The organism is Mycobacterium florentinum (assembly GCF_010730355.1).
Classification (GTDB): domain Bacteria; phylum Actinomycetota; class Actinomycetes; order Mycobacteriales; family Mycobacteriaceae; genus Mycobacterium; species Mycobacterium florentinum.
This window is the reverse complement of sequence record NZ_AP022576.1, coordinates 6,025,102-6,042,956: the sequence shown is the minus strand read 5'-3', so window position 1 is coordinate 6,042,956 and position 17,855 is coordinate 6,025,102. Positions and strand designations below refer to the sequence as shown.

Below are 17,855 nucleotides of genomic sequence, written 5' to 3'. Positions count from 1 at the left end.
TCTCCCCGAGCCGCTTTGATTCTCAGCCGAGGGCACCGGCGAGCGCCGGCATCCCGCGGGGATCAGCGACCGGTGTTGGGGATGAAGGTGTTGTCGACCGGCATCCGGAATCCCGGAGAGCCAGGGCATGGACCGTAGACGGTGGGCGCCGTCGAGTGTGGATTGCCCGGGATGTTGCACAGGCCGTTGATGAGGTGGGCCGGGTAGTCGGTCGGATAGGGCGAGGCGTGCAGCCCGGCCGGGATCTGGACCAGCAGCAGGGCCCACATCGACATCGCGAACACCGCGACGGTGGCGAAGACGCTGACGGCGGTGCGCGCCGGCGGCCGCAGCGATTCCAGGCCGCGTTCGGTGATGGTTTGGCCCTTATCGTTGCGGAAGTACCGCACGGCGCCGAGGGTCGTGAAAACTATTCCGGTGGTGAGGTATTCGGCCCACGCGTAGCGCTGACCGTTGGAGAACAGCGAGAACGACGCGGGCGCACCCGGCAAACCCCACAAATTGCACAGGAAAATGGGCGCCTCCAGGCAGAAGCCGAGTAACAGTCCGTAGACGTAGGCGCATGCCAGCAGCGCCAAGGTGCTGATCTGCGGAAACCGTCGCTGCACCGCCCCCATGCCGTGGTTGAGGATGATCGAGAAGCCCAACAGGCCGAACGGGTAGATGAACATGATGAACACGGGCTGCGGCATCAGCCCGGCGGTCGGGTTGACCACGCCCGGGGCCTGGGCCACCCAGGTGTTGAGGTTGAGCCATTGCGAGCTGTACATGAAGTTCGGCTGCATCCAGTTGACCATCGGGTCCCAGAACAGCATGAAGAATCCGGCGACGATGAAGACCGCGTCGAAAACCACTCGCCGCTGCTGAACGCATTGCCGCACAACGTAAACGCTGATCACCACCACGGCGGCAGCCATGATCGTCTCGTAACTGCGTGCCACCCACCACGACGGCGCACCGGGGTCGCGGGTCGCGGTGATCTGGGTCGGGCCCGAGGCCAGCCAGGAGCCCCAGGTCCAGAGCGCGTACCCGGCGATCAGGACGCCGACGACGGCCAAGATGACCGGAACCGGTACCTGTCGCGGCGGTGCCGCCACGGCAAGGGGTTTGCGGTGATCCGCTGCGACGGTGGACATGATGCCTCCCATTCGAAGCCCACGCGGAAACACGATGTAGCGCTCACCGTACAACGCGAGGCGACACCATGACAAGACATGTCGCCGTGTCGCCTAGCTGTCGGCGAAGACGGACGGCACCGCGTAGGTCCGAAACTCCTTGCGAAGGGCCGCGGCGTCGTGGTTTTCCCGCAGCAGGGCGAAGCTGATCACCCCGAGCAACCATTGGCTGGCCTCGTCGACCACGACACCGTGACGCAGTTGTCCGGCAGCGGCGGCCTGTTCGAGCACCGGTCGCAGGCTCTTGGCGAGCAGCGCCTGGACAGCGGTGGCGCCACCAATGATGCGATCGACGGTCTCGGTCGGCAGCGCGTCCGCGAGCGCCCCGAATTCCTCATCACTGCTGGCGATTTCGACGGCGCGGGCAAGGACTTCGACGAAACGTTCACGTAGGTCGGACGGCCCGTCGACCAGGGCCGCATCCAGGCGCTGCTGCAACTCGCCGCAACAGGCGACCAGCGAGAGCCCGATGAGTTCGTCGCGGCCGCTGACAAAGTCGTACAGGGTCTGGCGCGCCAGCTGAGCTTCCTTGGCGATGTCGGCCATCCGGGTGCGTGCCACCCCGTAACGGGTGAACACCGCCCGTGCGGCGCTGACGATCCCGGCGGTGGTGGCATCCATCGAATGTCCTGTCTGGCGTCGCGGCTCCTGCCGATCGATATTCGGCGATTCTATGACCAGTGCGATCGCGGGGAATCACACCCGACCGATCATTGACAGGCCCGCGACGGTGTGTCTATTTTGAGACAGCTCTGTCAATTAATTCAGTGGTTAGTGGTCCGGTGGCCGTAGCCGGAGCAGCACAGCGGTTTCCACGGCATCCCAATCCACTGATCAGCGCGCACCGATGGAGTACACGATGACGACACCCGAACTCCAAGACAGCTACGACTACGTTGTGGTCGGCGGCGGTCACAACGGGCTCAGCGCGGCTTGCACATTGGCCGGTTCCGGGGCCACCGTGCTGGTCCTCGAGCAGCGCCCGCACTTGGGCGGCCTGGCCAACAGCGGACCGTTTCTGGCCGAGGCTCCCGACCACATCCTCAGCCTGGGCGCGATGGACGACATGTTCATGTCGTGCACGACGTTCATCGCCGATCTCAGCCTGAACCGGTATGGCTACCGCAGTACACCGGTACAGGCGCCGTACGGCTGGATCGGCGCGGACGGCGCCACGCTGTTGCTGTTTCACGATCTGGATCGCACCCTGGCCGAGGTGCGGCGGTTCTCGGCCAAAGATGCCCGTACCTACGCGGAGCTACAGCCCGCACTCTCCTGGATTTTCGAGGCACTCACCACGGTCATGCCGCATCATCCCGCGCAACTGCCGAAAGCGGGGTTGGGCAAGCTGATGCTCAAACTCGCGCCGAATCGGGCGATTCGCCGCCAGCTCGGCCGGATCATGTCGCACAACCTGGTCGACCTGATGGCCGATACTTTCGAGAGCGACCAGATGAGATCGCTTGCCACGTATTGGGGCAGCATGATCGGGCCGATCGATCACGACGGCGGCGGCTTCTACTGCGTCGGCCTTGCCGCGGTGCACCGCAAACCCGGCGTCATTCGTCCCCTCGGCGGCATGGGCGCGGTGATGGCCGCGATGGCGGCGTATGCGACCCAACGCGGCGCCCACATCCGCACCAGCACCCCGGTGCAACGCGTGGCGGTCACCGACAACCGCGCCACCGGTGTAGTACTCCGCGACGGCACCGAGATCCGCGCCACCCGTGGGGTACTCGCCGCGGTGCCCCCGCAGCTGGCTTACGGCGGGCTGCTTGCGGACGGTGTGCTGGATTCGGCAACCAAGGCCAAGGTCGCGATCCTGCCGGCCAGCGGCAACAACTCGGCCACCTTCAAAATCGATGTCGCCCTTTCCGGGCGGGCCACCTATCCGAAAGGCGCCGCGCAGCGACGCAAGATCGACGACTTCGACATCCGCAAGACCGCCCTCATGACCGGGACGTTCGACGAGAACATCCGCCAACTGCAGGCGATCCGGGCCGGTGAATCGCTGCAACAGCCCCCGGTCTACATGGCCGTCCTCTCGGCCAACGACGCCGGTTTGGCGCCCGAGGGCCAGGACGTCGTCTATCTGGCCGCTAATGTCCCGGCCCAACCCCGCGATGGGTGGGAGAAGACGAAAACGCAAATGTCGCAAGCGATCATGGAATCGGTGACCCAGCACATGGACGGCTTCGACGCAGAAATCGGGCGGATCGAAACCAGCCCCGCCGATTTCGGCGACCAATTCGCTACCCCGAACGGCTCCTACTTCCACGTGGACATGACCCCGTTGCGGCTGGCCATGAACCGCCCCGCACCGGGCCTCGGCGGCTACCGCTCACCGGTGCACAACTACTTCCACGCCGGAGCGGGTTCGCATCCCGGCGGCGGGGTCAGCGGCTGGCCCGGCCGGCTTGCCGCCCAAACCGCGCTCGGACAACACTGATCGTTATTCCTTTGGCATTCAATGCTTTTGCCTACGGGCGAGGCATCGGTACGCCCGGACCGGGGCACGTCTTGCCGTCGGCGCCGGACGCGCACATATCGTTGATCATGTAGGACGGATACCCGGCGGGAAACGGGTCGGCGTGGGTGGCGAACCACTGCTGCGGAATCATGTACAGCACCACAAAGCCGACATGGATCGCGCCGTAAATGGCGAAAAACCTCAGCGCCTGCTTGGCTTTGTTGCCGGTGTTGAGCCGGTCGATGCCGCGCTCGACAATGGTGCGGCCGCGGTCATCACGGAAGTAACTCAGGCAGGCGATCGCCCCCAGCGCCAGCCCGCCGAACAACACGGTCTCCGACATCGGAATCTGGTACGTCTGACCGGCGAACAATGTGATCGCCCTGATCCCGCCGGGATACGCGTAGGCGCCGGTGCGCAAGACGAGTCCTTCGATGACGGTGTCGGTGATGACCAGGCCGACGAAAATCAACGCGATGGTGCTTGGGACCCCCAGTTGCGGCTGCCGCGTCTTGAGCTTGCGCACCACCCACAACACGATGATCACCTGGGAGAACACCAGCGCCGTGTAAGCCGGCGGCACGATGAGCAGCGGTTCGGGCAGCCGGTTTGCGTTCGGGCTGATCCAGGTTGGCCAGGAGCCGTTCGCCCACGCACCGCGATTGAGCAAATGCGAGTTGTAGAGCAACGACACCGACGTGTAGTTCATGACCATGTCCCAGAAGAACACCGTCGAAGCACTCAGGGCGATCATCGCATCGGTGGTCAGCCTGCGGTAGCGCCGCAACGGGCGGATCACCCAGAGGTAGAACAACACCGCCGCGGCCACCGGCACCCCGATCTGCAGGGCAGTGAACATCACCGCCTGCCACCTGGGCAGTGCGTCGGACCCCGTCGGCGTTGGGGTGAAATGCGGACCAAAAATCCAGCGTGCCAACACGAAAGCCTGAAATGCCAGCAGCGCGACGCCGAGTGCCGCCCACATCAGCACCGGACGCGACTGCTTCTGCACGACGTGGGTCGTCATCAGCCCGCCAGCCGGAGGCCCACTCGGGGGACGGTCCACAATCGCCATCGGTACCCCTCGACTTCATTGACCATCACGAGTCAGCGCAGGCTCCTTGGCGTGCGCCGCCCGTCCACTGTAATTTGAGATACGCGATCTCCACAAGCTATTTACGCACTTCTAGACGGTTTCGTTAATAAGTGCCGATAGCTAAGAGCGTTGACAGACCACAGCGGTACTCACTACCGTTACGCTCACCATCGCCCTTCAGGTCGGGGTTCACGCCGGTCATAACGAGGATTGGAGCGCACCGATGCGCACTGACGGTTTTCACCCCACGGTTTTGAAAGTCTGCGCCTATACCGGCTTTGCATTTGCGTTCTTCTGGCCGTTCGCGGCCACCGTCGTCTCGGGCTATCAGTACATCCTGCCGCCGTCGGCGGCCGATCCAGCGCCCAAAGTGGTCGCCGAGTACTTGGCCAATACCACCGGAATACGCATCGCCACAGTAATTTTCATCTTCTCGAGCATCCTCTACACCACCTGGAGCATGAGCATCGTCCAGATGGTGCGCCGCCGCGAGCGACAGTGGCCCATCCTGTTCAACATCATGGTGGTCGCGGTCGCTTGCGAAGTTGTCGTCGTGATGTTCATCGGGTTCTTCTTCGGTGCGGCGTCGTGGCGTCCGGGCGAAACCAGCGCCGACGTCACCCAGGCCCTCAATGATCTGGGCTGGCTGGGCGTGTTGTTCACCGGTGCCCCCTTCGCGCTCTTCCAGATCTGCCTTGCCGTGACCATCCTGCTCGACAAGAGCGCCCGGCCCACCTACCCGCGATGGTCGGCCTACTTCAACCTCTTCTCTGCGTTCTTCATGTGCGAGGCCTCGCTACTGCTGTTCTTCAAGACGGGCCCCTTCTCGCAGAACGGGGTGCTGGTCTTCTACGTCCCGATGATCGTGTTCTTTGTTTGGATCGTGATGTTCTCGGTGCTGACCCTGCGCGCGATCAACGCCGAGGCCCAGGAACGCGCCAACGATCAGCCCCTTGTCGGCGGCCCGCCACTGCGCAGCCCCACCGCGGCGGCACGCTAGGACGTCGGGGTTACCGCGCGGCGGCCTGTCCGTGCAACTCACCGACTTGTGCTTGTAACTGCGCGATTTGGGCGGCCAGCTCCGCGCGTGTCGGCGTGACCACGCCGAGAGCCAGGGATGCCCCGGCCGCGTCGACCTCGGTGACGTGGCTATTGACGGCGCGCAGCAGATACACCGAGACGAGCGCCAGCCAGATGCCGAACACGATGACCGGTACCCACCACGCCAGGATCCCGTTCCACGCCAGTGGCCCGTGCTTGAAGAAGACGTTGAAGGTGCCCGCGCAGAAGATCGTGGCGGTCCACAGGTTGACGTAGCCGAGCCAGCGCGGAAACACCGGTGTGGAGCGACGGTCGATCAGGATGGCAACACCGAACGCGGCTACCTGTGCAACCGCCGTTCCGGTCATGCCGACGAACGGGATCCACGCCATATCATTCAGCAGCTCAACGAGTTTGGGATCGCGGTCGGCGCGGAACGTCGCGGTCTGCCAGAAGAAGAGCAGATACAGGAACTCCAGCACGAACAACATGCCGAAGCCGAACTCGATCATGGACAGTGCGGGGAAACGTCCCTCGATGCGGCGCATCTGAACCGCGATCTCGATGGCGAATATGCCCAGGCACACCGCGGCGGCCATCGTCACGAGCATGCCCCACCGAATCGTGGTGGCGTGGTCGAGGATGAGGCGCGTCGTCTCAGCCGTCGACAGCGCGGGAGACGGCGGCGGAAAGAACCGGGCCAGCCCGATAAATCCCGCGACCATCAGCACAAGACAGACGATCCCACTCCAGGCGCAGAATCGATGAACCGCTCTGTTCATGAGAATCCTCCACTTACTAGGTGCTGGCAGGCCAGCGATCGTCTGCCGGGCGGCAAGACGGAACATCCCTCTGCTGTGACGCATTGAGGCTCAGTTGGTTTCGCAACAGATGCTTTTGAAGCTTTCCGCCCCCATTGCGCGGTACGACCGCGAAAATGAACTCGCGCGGGATCTTGTAATCCGCGATCCGAGAAGCGCAGTACTGCCGTATCGAGGCGGGCGTGACCTCGGACCCATCGGCGGCGGTGATGAACGCCACCACCGTTTCGCCCCATTCGGGATCGGGTCGGCCGATCACCGCCACATCGGTCACTTCGGGGTGGTCGGCGATGGCCAGTTCGACCTCGGCCGAGTACACGTTGCGCCCTCCGGTGATGATCACGTCGCGCAGCCGGTCGACCAGACGCATGGCACCGTCGTCGTACACCTGCATCAAATCTCCGGTGTGTAGCCAGCCGTCGCGGATCACTTCTGCGGTGGCTTGGGGCTGGTTCCAGTACCCCTTGGTGATCGCCTCGCCGCGAAAGATCAGTTCTCCCACCTGTCCCGGCGGTGTGTCGTTGCCGCTCGGGTCGACAACCCGGGCCTCGACGAAGGGCTGTGCAAGGTGACCGGACGACTGTGGCCGAGACCGCACCTCTTCCATCGTCGAGTAGATGCCGGTTGGTCCGGCCTCGGTTTGGCCGCACTGCTGGAAGAAAGAGACGCGAGGAAACGCGGCGAGCAGCCGCTCGATGGCCGCCGCCGGCATCGGCGCCGCGCCGAAAATGCCGACGCGCCATGACGTCAGGTCGGCGGCGTCGCCCGCATAGGTATTGAGGATTCGCTGATACATGGTCGGAACGGCGAATAACCAAGTGGCACGGTGTTGTTCCACCAGCTCGAGCACGGTGCCTGCATCGAACTTCGGCACGACAATGTGAGTTCCACCCAGCAGAGTGGTGGCATTCAGATAGGTCATCCCGCCCGAGTGATACATCGGCGCCAAGTGCAGGTACCGATCGCCGTCGCGCAGGCCGAGCGAGACAATCTGGGCCATCGCGGCCCATACCGCGCGGTGATGATCGAGTAGTACGCCCTTGGGTTTCCCGGTTGTACCGGAGGTGTACAGGATGAATGCGTCGTCTTGTTCGACGGCGCGATCTTCGTGTACGGGATCGCCGTATCCGCCGGCCAGCACGTCGGGATAGCGTGGCGACGGTCCCAATGAGAGCAGGGCGACGGACACGGCGAGCCGGCTTGCGGACTCGGCCAGATGGGCATCGGCCGGGCTGAACGCCAATACTGCGCTACCCGAATCGTTCAGGATGTGGGCGAGCTCCGGCGCGGCCAACCTGGTATTCACCGGGACGACGATCGCGCCGAGGCGCGACGCGGCGTGCGACGCAATGATGAATTCCGCGGAGTTCGCCGAAAGAATGGCGACTCGATCATGTTTGCGCACTCCGAACGACTCAAGCGCCGCCGCCGTCGCGGCTATGTCGCTTTCCAGCGCACGCCAAGTCCACCGCCGTTCCGCGGTGACGATCGCCTCGCGTTCGCCCACCCGGTTGGCATTCGACAATGCCGTTCCGCCGATGGTCGGCATGACCTGTGTTCGCTCCCAGTCTCGTATTATTGAGCCCAGCTATATCAATATAAAGAGGTCGTGCAACGGGGTCAACGACGTCGGCAACGCCGCAACGGCGTCACCTAAAGATCTCTGACACCGGGCAGCACACGAGTTGCGAAGGTTTCGATGATCCGCGATCGATGCTCTGCCGAACCCGCGGCGACCTGGATCAGCACCGTGTCCACCCCCGCCGCGGCGAATTGCGCCAGCCGGTCGACAACGGCCTCGGGCGTACCGATCAGCAGGTAACGATCGGCAAGCGTCGAAAAGTCCTGGCTGTAGGCCGCACTGACGGCGCCGACACCGGTGCTTCGCGCCCAGGACGAGTCCGCGTCGACCGCCGTCCAGGCGAAGAGCGCCGCCGAAACCGCGTCCGGAACTCGTCCTTGTTCAGCGGCCATCCCACGAATCGTGGCCAGTCCGTGGCTGACGTACTTGGGTTCGACCATGTAGGGCAGCCATACTCGGGCGTAGCGCCCGGCACGGCGCAACGCGCCGTTCTTACGCCCTCCCAACCAGATCGGTGGGCCCCCGGGCTGCCGGGGCGGTGGGTCCAGGGCAACGCCGGACAGCGTCGCGTAGCTGCCCTGGAAGTCAACCGGTCCGCCTTCGAAGAGCCTCCTGATGACTTCCAGGCCTTCGTCGAGACGGCGAAACCGAGTGCCCGGATCGATTCCGGCGGCGGCGAATTCGGCAGGATACTCACCACCGGCACCAACCCCCAATTCGAATCGGCCATCCGAGATGCAGTCGATGACGCTCGCCATCTTGGCCACCACCACGGCGGGATAGAGCGGCAGCAACGCGATCGACGAGACCAGACGAATGCGCGACGTCACCGCGGCCGCGGCGGCCAGCATCGCGAACGAGTTCGGCGTCGGGCCATGGAAGAACAGGTGCTCGCCACAGCCCAGGATATCGAAGCCGAGCTCCTCGGCACGACGAGCCTCAGCCACCACCGTGTCCGGATTATCGACGGTGATACCGACTTTCATCTACATGTCCAAGGCGGCGAACACGTCGAGGTCGGCGCAGGCCTGCGCCGAGCGCTCGATATTGGCCAGGCTGATCTCCGGCTTCTGCATCTGCGGCTGCAGCTTGTTGGATCCGATGGTGCCGAGCCACATGAACATCGCGTGCGGGATCATCTGGCGATAGCGCAGCCACAGCGTCTCGGAGTCGGGCACATCCGTTACGCCGTGGGCGCGCAGACGGTCGCGGTAAAGCTCCAGAAGGTCGCGTTCCCAGGCTCGTCGGTGCGGGATCGTCAGGTTGCCGATCAGCGCGTACGCGATGTCCTGGGCGCCGAAGCCGTGCAGCATGCACTGCCAGTCGAATAGGCCCACCCGCCCGTCGCCGGTGAGGTACCAGTTGCCGGCATGGACGTCGCTGTGCACGATGGTGCGTGGTCCGTCGGCCGAGATGCGCCTGCTCCGCAGCAGCAATTCGACGAAATCATCTCTGCGCGAGAAGATCTCACGCGGCATCACGTGCTCGGAGCGATCGAACCCGACAACAGCGCAGCGGTCCATCAGCATCAGCTTGTGAAGTCGAAGCTGCCACGAGTGTGGGTCCATCAGCCAGCGGAACCGGCTCGCCAGACCGGGCTGATCCCAGTAGTTGGCGTGCAGTCGCGCGAGCAGATCGATAGCGTCCTGGGCCTGCTCCCGGGTGAAGTGCCGGGTGAGGATCGTGTCGGTCTTGGCGCCCCGAGTTCGTGTCACGTCTTCCATGATGAACAGCGATCGGTTGGATTTGGGATCCCAGGCCGCGTAGTAGCCGGCCGGCGCCTCGATGTCGAGTTCACGCCGGATCACGCTGTAGAACGCATGCTCGGCGGGCAGCAGGTTGCCCGTGGTCGTGACCAGCCGGGTCAATAGGGTCGGCGAGGACTTGGTGAACAGGTGGACCGGGAGTCCGGCCTGGCTACCCGCCTCGTTGTAGACCACTTCGATGGTTCGACGGGCGGAAGTGCCGTCATTCTTTGGTCCCAGGGCAAAGCGCTCTACCCGTGCGCCCGGCGTCTCGGAACACAATGCGGCGGTGAGCCATTCGGTCGTCAGCGCCGCCGGTGACGGTGGCACCTGGTCGAGGGTGGTCGGTCGCGGCCGGGCGATCTTCTCGTAGACGATGGCGGCCGACGTCCTGGCCACCGCGGATCCGATTTCGGCAACTGCTGCGATCGACGGCATCGACAATCCTTTATTCTGCGAACGCTCGTACACCGAATACAGCAAGACGCTCCGACCAATTCGCGTGAGGCGCGTTGGGCGGATGCTCACCCACCGGCCGTCCGGGGATTCGATCTACTGCCTGCATATTTAGCGCCACTTCACTAGGAATCGAGTCTGAGTCCTTGGTCATGATTGGCGTCATACAGGTCTCGTGTCAAGCCTGGTGGTGACGCGTCCGGGGCCGACCTTGCTCGAACGATCGTTCGCAGCTAGAAACGGAGCGGAACGGGTGACTATCGGCTCTTCGCGGACCGTGGCCCCGCCGCACCCGCCACCACACCCTGGGCGTTAACTACACTGCTGGCTCATCACTACTCGACCCGGACCACCGCGCAAGCTGACCGAGGATGACGTCCTCGACGCAACGTTGTCGTTGCTGGCCGAGGCCGGTCTCGACGGCCTCAACTTGCGCGCGGTGACGGCACCGCGGATCATCGACTATGCGCTAGCGATCGTTCTCCATTTCATGACACATCGGCTCGTTAAACTCAGCTTCCTATTGCTCGACTCAGCCCGATCATAAGACGGGAATCCGCCTCAAAATTCATGAACGATCGTTATCAAACGTGCTAATTTGATTGAGCATTACCGCGAATCGAGGAGGGAACGATCGATGACCGCAGTCACCGTCGACAGCTGGGGACCTTTGGCCACCGCGGTACATGCGGGGGCCGCAACCGACGCCGAACCGACCTGGAAGGACAACGCGTATCTCGCGTTCTGGGATTTGGGCTCCGCTATTTTCGGCAGCGTTCACGTCTCGACGTCGCCCAATGCGCCGGGTTCACGCCGGGCGCGGTGCAGCTTCTCGGTGGACGGCAAGACGGTCGAAATCATCGAACCACTTCCCGAGGGCAGCTTCGCCGGCGACCACATCGATTTCGGGCTCAACGGGGCCGTGCGCATCGACCACCCCGACCTCACCGCGGATTTCGTCAACACTCCCCTGTACTTGCCCGCCGACTACTCCTCGACAGGATTGATCCCGGATCTCGTTCCGGGGCGTCCGCTGCAGCATTTCCAGTGCGCCTGCCGGGTGGAGGGCACGGTCACCACCGGAAACGGGCAGCGTAATTTTGCCGCGCAGGGACTGCGCGACCGCACCTGGGGGTTCCGCGACGAAGCCGCCATGTGGGTCGAGTACGCGGCGCTGGCGGCCGTGTTCGACGATGTCTTCGTGAGTTCGATGAAGTTCCTGCGCACCGACGGGACCCAGGTCTCGGACGGATTCTGGAACACGTCGACGACGTCCACGCCGGTGGTGAACATGAGCATTCGCCGCAATGCCGCAGCCCAATTCGTCAGGGCGCGACTGGAACTCAAGGACGGGACGACAACCGAGATCTCATTGGTAGAGCGCGCAGCGGGATTCTTCGTCCCCATGGGCCTCGAGACCGACGGGCCCGCGTTCGGCACCTACGACGACTTCATGCAAGTCGAGTCGTCCGGATTGCGTGGGGGCGGGCTCCTCGAACAAGGGGTCGTGCACCGCGTCCACTGATCGCCGACGCTGTAAGCCTATTCGCTGAATCGATCTCGCTGACCGCTCAGGGAGCGGATACAGCGACCGGGACCTTGTCTTGTTCTGGGGCACCGAAGATGGCGGCCTTGATGATGCCGACCTTAGAGGTGATGAAAACCTCGTCGTCGGGCCGTCCAACAACGAACGACAGAATCCACACGCACGTCAACGCCAATCCCAGGGTGATCAGCCACGCCAGATAGGTGAATCCCACGTGGGCGTTGAGGTTCAGCGCCGTCCACACCGGCCACGCGGCGGCTCCATTGGCTATCCCGTCGGACATCGGAATGAATGCGATGACCAGGGCTAGCCGCCAGCGGTCGAGGTGGGGGCTCAGCCGGTAGATCAAGGCCCCGGCCGTCATCGGCATCAGCGGATTGACGCAGACCCACCACAGCGGCAGACCCCAGAAGTTCAGCGGTTGCGGACCGTAGTACTCGTAGGCGCCCATCAGTACGCCGGGGCTTTCCAGCCAGATGTTGATGAACACATCGATCAGATACAGCTGGAAAACCGCTTTCCGCGTGACGCCCGTCTGATAGATGCGACAAGCCAGGTAGGCCAGCCCGCCGACGTACCAGATGTAAACGAAGTTGATGAACAACGGGAAGTCCCGGCCCATCGACGAAAACGTGGTCGTGACCGCGCCCTGACGTATGTAGCAGAGGCCCAACGTGTCGACGATCGGTTCGAATAGGCAGGCGATGCCGCCCCCGATCAGGCAGTACGCCAGCAATGGGCCACGGCCCGTGACCAGGTGTTTGATGGCGAAGAAGACACCGAAAAGCACGGGAATTCCGAGGAAGATCGTGAACAGCACCTCGGGCACAAAGGGCATCGGCGTCGTCGGATGCGCCGGGATCGGTGGGGCCATGTGCATAGGAACGAACGCCGTCATCTCTTCCCTTTGCTTCGAACCACAGCGCGCACTCCGCACGCCACTTGCCCGGGCGATCCGCCGAGCCCGGACTAGGACACTGCAAAGCCTATCGGGATATGAATGCTATTTCAAGAATGAAATTATATTCATTCGATTGCCGGCCTCAGTCCCGTGCCTCCTGATGACTCCGGCAGCTGTTGAACACAGCGACCGATGCCTCAGCTGCACAACGGCTTTCAGACCTCAGGACGGCCTGCCGTGGGGCGCAACGTTTCGCTACACCGCGACAAAGCGCCGGAGCGGCGCGCGCAACTGGGCCAACAGCTCTGCCGCCGCACGTTCGCCGGATACCGTCGCCGTGCACATATTCGACGAGGACCGAAACACCCCGGCCAATTGGATGCGAGAAGTGGTCGCCGCCTGCCGCGCCTGGAACTGGCCGAGTTCCTTGTAGAGCCCGGGCCTGCTGTAGACGATAACTTCGTTCCACCGGGCGATGCGGGTGTAGTCCACGGTGTCGGTGACACCCGGAATGAGTTTTTCCATCCTGCGCAGGATTTCGGTGCGGATGGTGTCGTCGTCCTCGTCGATGATCCGCTCGGCGAATTCGGTCATCGTCAGGATGTCGAGCAGGCCATGGCCCTCCGGCGCACGGCCCGGCGCCTTGTTGTGCTCACAGGTGAAGCCCATCAGATCGGGATCGACCGGTTCGGGGATGTTGATGACCGATGCCACGATGCCCTTGGGCTTTCGAGTCACACCGGTGTTCATCACCACGCACTTCGTGTAGCGCAGACCACGCAGGAATGCCTCCGAAGCGGCGTCGAAATGACCGGGCACGAGGTCCGGGATGGTGTCGCCGCGAGCGGTAATCACCGCGCCCGCACCGGATTCGGTGTGCGTGACACCATCGGCGCCCGTCCAGGTGACGGTCACGCCGTCGACGCCCTCTCTGACCTCTTGCACGGTGGTATTGAGCCGGATGTCCATGCCCTGGGAGAGGCGGTCGACGTAGGTCGAGTATCCCTCGCGGAACGCATAAAGCTTGCTGCCCAAGATGTTGTAGAGCATGAAGAACAGCTCCAGGTTCGAGATGGCGTCCCCGCGCACACCCAGCACTCCGCGCACCGTCGAATTGATGACGTAGTCGTAAACCTCCCCGGACAGGCCGAGGTGCAACGAGCAGTATTCGCGCGGTGTCATGGTGTCGAACGCTGAAGCGCGAGAGAGGTCTTCGTAGTTGAGTAGCTTGCTTGCTCGGGTCGCGTCGATACCGAAGCGGGCCATCAACGCCTTGGACTTCAGCGATACCAGCGGCGTCTTGAGGACGTCGAGAAAGAGGTGATCCGACCGCAGGTTGTGAATAACGTTGTCGCGTGCGAAACCGATGATCGACCCGGCCGGGATCAGGTCATCGCCACTGCCGATCTCGTGGGCGAGTTTGACCACCGGCTCGTAGGCACTCGGCAAAATCGTGGCCCCCTCCTCCATCAGGTAGCCCTGCTCGCGGTGGGTGTGGATCATGCCGCCAGTGCGATCGCGCTTCTCCAGAATGACGGCCGGAATCCCTTGCGCCCGTATCCGATAGGCGGCGGTGAGGCCGGACGGCCCGGCACCGACGATGTAGACCGGTCCGCGATCGGCGAGTTCGTCATGGGCGTTGGAGATCATCTCTTCGCTCTCTTTCTCGGAGTCGTGCGGTTTGCGACCAGGGAGGGCAGCACGAAATCGGCGACGAGCGCCTTCTCGGCCTCGGCATCGAGGTCCTCCCGCAGCATCAACATCAGGTAGACACCACGCAGCCACTCGACGGCGCGGTCGTCGTCGACTTCGGGCCGGATCTCGCCGCGCTCACGCGCACGCCGCAGCATCGGACCCAAGACATCCAAAACGATTCCCTGCATGGAGGATTCGTGGCCGGTGATCAGCCGGTGCAGGGAAACGGTTGTGGTGGTGTCCAGCAGGTGGCGCAGTTCCGGATCCGAGCGGGCCGCATCCACGGTGGCGATCGAGGTCTCCAGCAGCAGCTCGTCGAACGGGGCGTCGCGGTCGGCGATGGGCCGAATGCCCTCCCCGAGTTCCCGCAGCCTGGTCACGATCGCGGCCTCGGTGATCTCGGGGCGAGTCAGCCCGAGCCGGTACAAACCGGTGCGCCCGATGCCTGATTCCTTGGCGATGTCGTCCATCGTGGTTCGGTCGACGCCGTAGCGCGCGAAGCAACGACGGGCAGCGGCCAGCACCTGCTCTGGGACGGCGGGGCCGATGTTTTCCGGAAGCATGGCGACCATCTAACCGCCTCCGGATGTGGTGCTTTGGGTCCGCTTCAGCTGATTCAGATACTGATTGGGACATAACGGCTTTCCGGGCTGACCACAGTAGATGCTGCCCTGTTGGTAGGACGGCAGCACCGGTATGCTGTTCACGCCGCCGGTCATGGCCACCCAGTCGTTGGGTACCTGGTAGGCCACCAGGGTGGTGAAGCCCGCCCAACCACACACCGCCAGGCTGGACAGCATCGTCTTGAACCTGGGGCCCAGCGCCGATGCGTCGACGTCGCGGTCGACCGCGCAACGCCCGTTGGCGTCGCGTCCGTCGCGCAACCAGGTGAACATCAGACAGTACGACGAGATGAACAGCAACTCGGTCAGCGGGAGCCGGTGGGTGGTGTCGGCCCACAGCGTCAGCGCGTTCGGCGACGATACGTAGGTATAGACGCCGGTGCGGTTCCATACGGTGGCCAGGCACCCGAAGGCCGTCATGAAAGTCGCCAGCACGACCGCGTACAGCGCGACCGTGCTCAACCGGGGGAACCTCCGGCGCAACATGTCCAAGTACGCGCAGCCCACAATCGCCGCACCCACCCCCAACCAGATATAGGCGGGCATGCACCAGCCCAGGCTCCAGGCCCATCGGTCGGCCTGGGGTGCCGCGAACCCCGGGAACTGCCCGGCCCACGTGCCCAGGTTCAGCGAGTGAGCGTTCATCGCCCAGGTGGGGTTGAACATCTGGCACAACACATCGAGGACCGACGCGAACAGGCCCCCCAAGAACAGCTTTCCGTCCAGGGTGATGGCCCGCTGCCGATACGCCGGTCGCAACAGCGTGAACCAGAGCAAGAAGGCGAACACCGAGAGGCTGATCGCCTCCGTCAGCCGAATGACCCAGCCGAAGGGGTACGGGTCGGGGCCGGGATCAACGGGGGTGGCCTGCGGGGACAGCAGCCACCTGGTCCAGCAGCTGACTGCCAGCCCCACCAGCGCCAGACCCAAAGCGGCCCACAGCCACACCTTGCCGGACGGCCGGACCGGGTTGGCGGTCCGTGCGCCCGTGCGGTGGATGGGCACGACCACGTCGACGCCGGCGTCCATCGTTGGAACATAGCACATGGAACACTTCTTGTACCATGTTCCACATGTCGTATATTAACCGCGATGAGTAACCCAATCGCGCCGATCGCCGAGCAGGCGAACCTGTTGCACATGGTCAGCTCCCCGACGACCTTCTTTTCGACGGGCAATGTCGCCGAGGCGGCCCCCGGCGTGCACACGCCGCTGGGCTGGAGCATCTGGGGCGGACTGACCGAACAGGTGCTTTCGCAAGTCGTCGTTGCCCTGGGCGCGTGGCCCCGCCCGCCCGATGTATCCGACGTCAACCGGCGGTTCGGCTGCATCTTCTACGGCCGATACGCGGCCAATGTCAACACATTTCGTGCCTTTGGCGACCGGATGCCCGGCACCTCCGGTGACGCGGTGGAGATCCAGTTCTTTGGTGCCAAAATGTCGCAAGAGACCAATCGTCCTGTGCCCCAGCGCTATCCGATAGTAGTGGCGAAGATGCCCTGGAACCTGGCCCGGACACCGCGCCAGGTCGCCGCTTACCGGGCAGACAATTACGCGTGGTGGACGGATAACGTCTGTGACCGCCCCCCCAACGGAGTGGCCGAGGGGCTCGCGTTGCTTTCCGAAGGCAGCCGCCGCTACGTCCCGGTGATGCGTGCGCATTGCATCGTCACGCTGTTGGCCCAGGCCTGCTACGACCAGCTCGCCAAGCTGTGCGCGGCGGCGGGGATGGACGGGCGCGAGAGGGCTCTGGTGAGCGGCTATGGCGGCATGGAAGAGTCGGCGGTGGTCGCCGACCTGCGCGAGGTGGCCGGCGGGCAGCTTACGGAGCGCGAGTTCGTGCGCCGCCACGGCTACCATGGCCGCGGTGAGGGCGACGTGTCGAGCCGCTCCTGGCGTGAGGACCTGACACCGATCCGGGCTTTGGCCGAGTCGTACCGCAAGTCCGGCGCAGATCCGTTGGCCAACGCGGCGTCCACTCGGACATCACGGGAAACCGCCGAACGCGAACTGCGGGAACGCCTCCCGTGGTCGCGCCGGCCGCTACTGGCGCCGATGCTGGCGTTGACACGACGATTCGTACTCGGCCGCGAGGTCGGAAAGGCCGGGTTCCTGTTGGCCATGGACGGGATGCGCGCGGGTGCCCGAGCCATCGGCGCGTCGCTAGCCGACGAGGGTGTGCTCGGCGATGCCGAGGACGTGTTCTTCCTGACCCTCGACGAACTGCTCGCCGACCCCCGCGTCCCGCGCGGCGATGCGATTGCGGAGCGCCGCGAGCTCTACACCCGTTACCGGAGCTTGGATCTGCCGCCGACCTGGCAGGGCAACCCCACACCGCTGCCGTTAGACCGCGGCGCCCCGTCGACCGAACGTGTTGAGATCGTCTCGGGCATGGGTGTCAGCCCCGGGACAATCGAAGGCACGGTGCGGGTCGTCCACGACGCGGACGACGACCAGGCTGATGAATTCGAACCCGGAGAAATCCTGGTGTGCCGCATCACCGATCCGTCTTGGGCTCCGCTACTCTCGGTGGCCGCGGCGGTGGTCATTGACATCGGCGGATCGCTATCACACGGCGCGATCGTCGCCCGCGAACTCGGAATCCCCTGTGTAATCAATACTGTGGACGGCAGCCGCAGGTTGCGCACCGGTGACCGGGTGACGGTCGACGGCGATGCGGGCACCGTCCGGGTGCGGCCGTAAT

The 17,855-nt window shown here is 64.1% G+C and carries 15 protein-coding genes; 4 read left to right on the top strand and 11 right to left on the bottom strand.

What is annotated here, in order from left to right:
* Positions 1–62 precede the first annotated feature (62 nt).
* Both G6N55_RS28510 and G6N55_RS28505 read right to left on the bottom strand, forming a co-directional pair.
* Positions 63–1,136, bottom strand: coding sequence for a spirocyclase AveC family protein (locus G6N55_RS28510; protein WP_163667626.1), 1,074 nt, complete (start codon positions 1,134–1,136; stop codon positions 63–65).
* A 93-nt stretch (positions 1,137–1,229) separates the two neighbouring features.
* Positions 1,230–1,796, bottom strand: a complete 567-nt coding sequence (locus G6N55_RS28505; protein WP_085221608.1) for a TetR/AcrR family transcriptional regulator — start codon at positions 1,794–1,796, stop codon at positions 1,230–1,232.
* Between the two features lie 238 nt (positions 1,797–2,034).
* Between G6N55_RS28505 and G6N55_RS28500 the strand changes: the two genes are divergently transcribed.
* Positions 2,035–3,624 (top strand): phytoene desaturase family protein, encoded by a 1,590-nt coding sequence (locus tag G6N55_RS28500; RefSeq protein ID WP_085221729.1) that lies wholly within the window; start codon positions 2,035–2,037, stop codon positions 3,622–3,624.
* A 31-nt stretch (positions 3,625–3,655) separates the two neighbouring features.
* Here the strand turns inward: G6N55_RS28500 and G6N55_RS28495 are convergent, their stop codons facing one another.
* Positions 3,656–4,672: a spirocyclase AveC family protein gene (locus G6N55_RS28495; RefSeq protein ID WP_163667621.1), complete on the bottom strand. Its 1,017-nt coding sequence runs from the start codon at positions 4,670–4,672 to the stop codon at positions 3,656–3,658.
* Between the two features lie 292 nt (positions 4,673–4,964).
* Here G6N55_RS28495 and G6N55_RS28490 point away from each other — a divergent pair, with 292 nt between their 5' ends.
* Positions 4,965–5,741: a hypothetical protein gene (locus tag G6N55_RS28490; protein ID WP_085221606.1), complete on the top strand. Its 777-nt coding sequence runs from the start codon at positions 4,965–4,967 to the stop codon at positions 5,739–5,741.
* Positions 5,742–5,751: 10 nt separating this feature from the next.
* On the opposite strand, the gene G6N55_RS28485 is transcribed toward G6N55_RS28490, so the two are convergent.
* The 4 genes from G6N55_RS28485 to G6N55_RS28470 all read right to left on the bottom strand — a co-directional run bounded on the left by G6N55_RS28485 (position 5,752) and on the right by G6N55_RS28470 (position 10,368).
* Positions 5,752–6,564: a hypothetical protein gene (locus G6N55_RS28485; protein WP_085221605.1), complete on the bottom strand. Its 813-nt coding sequence runs from the start codon at positions 6,562–6,564 to the stop codon at positions 5,752–5,754.
* A 16-nt stretch (positions 6,565–6,580) separates the two neighbouring features.
* On the bottom strand, positions 6,581–8,152 hold the full coding sequence (locus G6N55_RS28480; RefSeq protein WP_085221604.1) for a class I adenylate-forming enzyme family protein: 1,572 nt from the start codon (positions 8,150–8,152) through the stop codon (positions 6,581–6,583).
* 104 nt (positions 8,153–8,256) lie between these two features.
* Entirely contained in the window at positions 8,257–9,171 is a 915-nt protein-coding gene (locus G6N55_RS28475) for an LLM class flavin-dependent oxidoreductase (RefSeq protein WP_085221603.1), read from the bottom strand.
* The gene (locus G6N55_RS28470) at positions 9,172–10,368 is read right to left on the bottom strand and encodes an aminoglycoside phosphotransferase family protein (RefSeq protein WP_139826779.1); all 1,197 of its coding nucleotides are present in this window, start codon (positions 10,366–10,368) and stop codon (positions 9,172–9,174) included.
* Between the two features lie 655 nt (positions 10,369–11,023).
* Here G6N55_RS28470 and G6N55_RS28465 point away from each other — a divergent pair.
* Positions 11,024–11,911 (top strand): hypothetical protein, encoded by an 888-nt coding sequence (locus G6N55_RS28465; RefSeq protein WP_085221601.1) that lies wholly within the window; start codon positions 11,024–11,026, stop codon positions 11,909–11,911.
* Positions 11,912–11,957: 46 nt separating this feature from the next.
* Here G6N55_RS28465 and G6N55_RS28460 read toward each other — a convergent pair whose 3' ends face one another.
* The 4 genes from G6N55_RS28460 to G6N55_RS28445 form a co-directional block, all read right to left on the bottom strand.
* Complete coding sequence (locus G6N55_RS28460; protein WP_085221600.1) at positions 11,958–12,830, bottom strand: hypothetical protein; 873 nt, start codon at positions 12,828–12,830, stop codon at positions 11,958–11,960.
* Between the two features lie 258 nt (positions 12,831–13,088).
* On the bottom strand, positions 13,089–14,483 hold the full coding sequence (locus G6N55_RS28455) for a protoporphyrinogen/coproporphyrinogen oxidase (RefSeq protein ID WP_085221599.1): 1,395 nt from the start codon (positions 14,481–14,483) through the stop codon (positions 13,089–13,091).
* On the bottom strand, positions 14,480–15,100 hold the full coding sequence (locus tag G6N55_RS28450) for a TetR/AcrR family transcriptional regulator (protein WP_085221598.1): 621 nt from the start codon (positions 15,098–15,100) through the stop codon (positions 14,480–14,482). Before G6N55_RS28450 ends, G6N55_RS28455 begins: the two co-directional genes overlap by 4 nt.
* Entirely contained in the window at positions 15,101–16,198 is a 1,098-nt protein-coding gene (locus G6N55_RS28445; protein WP_085221597.1) for a spirocyclase AveC family protein, read from the bottom strand.
* A 45-nt stretch (positions 16,199–16,243) separates the two neighbouring features.
* On the opposite strand from G6N55_RS28445, the gene G6N55_RS28440 reads away from it, so the two are divergent.
* Positions 16,244–17,854, top strand: coding sequence for a PEP-utilizing enzyme (locus tag G6N55_RS28440; RefSeq protein ID WP_085221596.1), 1,611 nt, complete (start codon positions 16,244–16,246; stop codon positions 17,852–17,854).
* Position 17,855: the final 1 nt, after the last annotated feature.

Coding starts and splice junctions, on each gene's coding strand:
- G6N55_RS28475 (WP_085221603.1), bottom strand. CDS start 9,171: ATGAAAGTCGGTATCACCGTCGATAATCCGGACACGGTGGTGGCTGAG.
- G6N55_RS28510 (WP_163667626.1), bottom strand. CDS start 1,136: ATGTCCACCGTCGCAGCGGATCACCGCAAACCCCTTGCCGTGGCGGCA.
- G6N55_RS28495 (WP_163667621.1), bottom strand. CDS start 4,672: ATGACGACCCACGTCGTGCAGAAGCAGTCGCGTCCGGTGCTGATGTGG.
- G6N55_RS28460 (WP_085221600.1), bottom strand. CDS start 12,830: ATGACGGCGTTCGTTCCTATGCACATGGCCCCACCGATCCCGGCGCAT.
- G6N55_RS28490 (WP_085221606.1), top strand. CDS start 4,965: ATGCGCACTGACGGTTTTCACCCCACGGTTTTGAAAGTCTGCGCCTAT.
- G6N55_RS28470 (WP_139826779.1), bottom strand. CDS start 10,368: ATGCCGTCGATCGCAGCAGTTGCCGAAATCGGATCCGCGGTGGCCAGG.
- G6N55_RS28450 (WP_085221598.1), bottom strand. CDS start 15,100: ATGGTCGCCATGCTTCCGGAAAACATCGGCCCCGCCGTCCCAGAGCAG.
- G6N55_RS28485 (WP_085221605.1), bottom strand. CDS start 6,564: ATGAACAGAGCGGTTCATCGATTCTGCGCCTGGAGTGGGATCGTCTGT.
- G6N55_RS28465 (WP_085221601.1), top strand. CDS start 11,024: ATGACCGCAGTCACCGTCGACAGCTGGGGACCTTTGGCCACCGCGGTA.
- G6N55_RS28455 (WP_085221599.1), bottom strand. CDS start 14,483: ATGATCTCCAACGCCCATGACGAACTCGCCGATCGCGGACCGGTCTAC.
- G6N55_RS28500 (WP_085221729.1), top strand. CDS start 2,035: ATGACGACACCCGAACTCCAAGACAGCTACGACTACGTTGTGGTCGGC.
- G6N55_RS28440 (WP_085221596.1), top strand. CDS start 16,244: ATGAGTAACCCAATCGCGCCGATCGCCGAGCAGGCGAACCTGTTGCAC.
- G6N55_RS28505 (WP_085221608.1), bottom strand. CDS start 1,796: ATGGATGCCACCACCGCCGGGATCGTCAGCGCCGCACGGGCGGTGTTC.
- G6N55_RS28445 (WP_085221597.1), bottom strand. CDS start 16,198: ATGTGCTATGTTCCAACGATGGACGCCGGCGTCGACGTGGTCGTGCCC.
- G6N55_RS28480 (WP_085221604.1), bottom strand. CDS start 8,152: ATGCCGACCATCGGCGGAACGGCATTGTCGAATGCCAACCGGGTGGGC.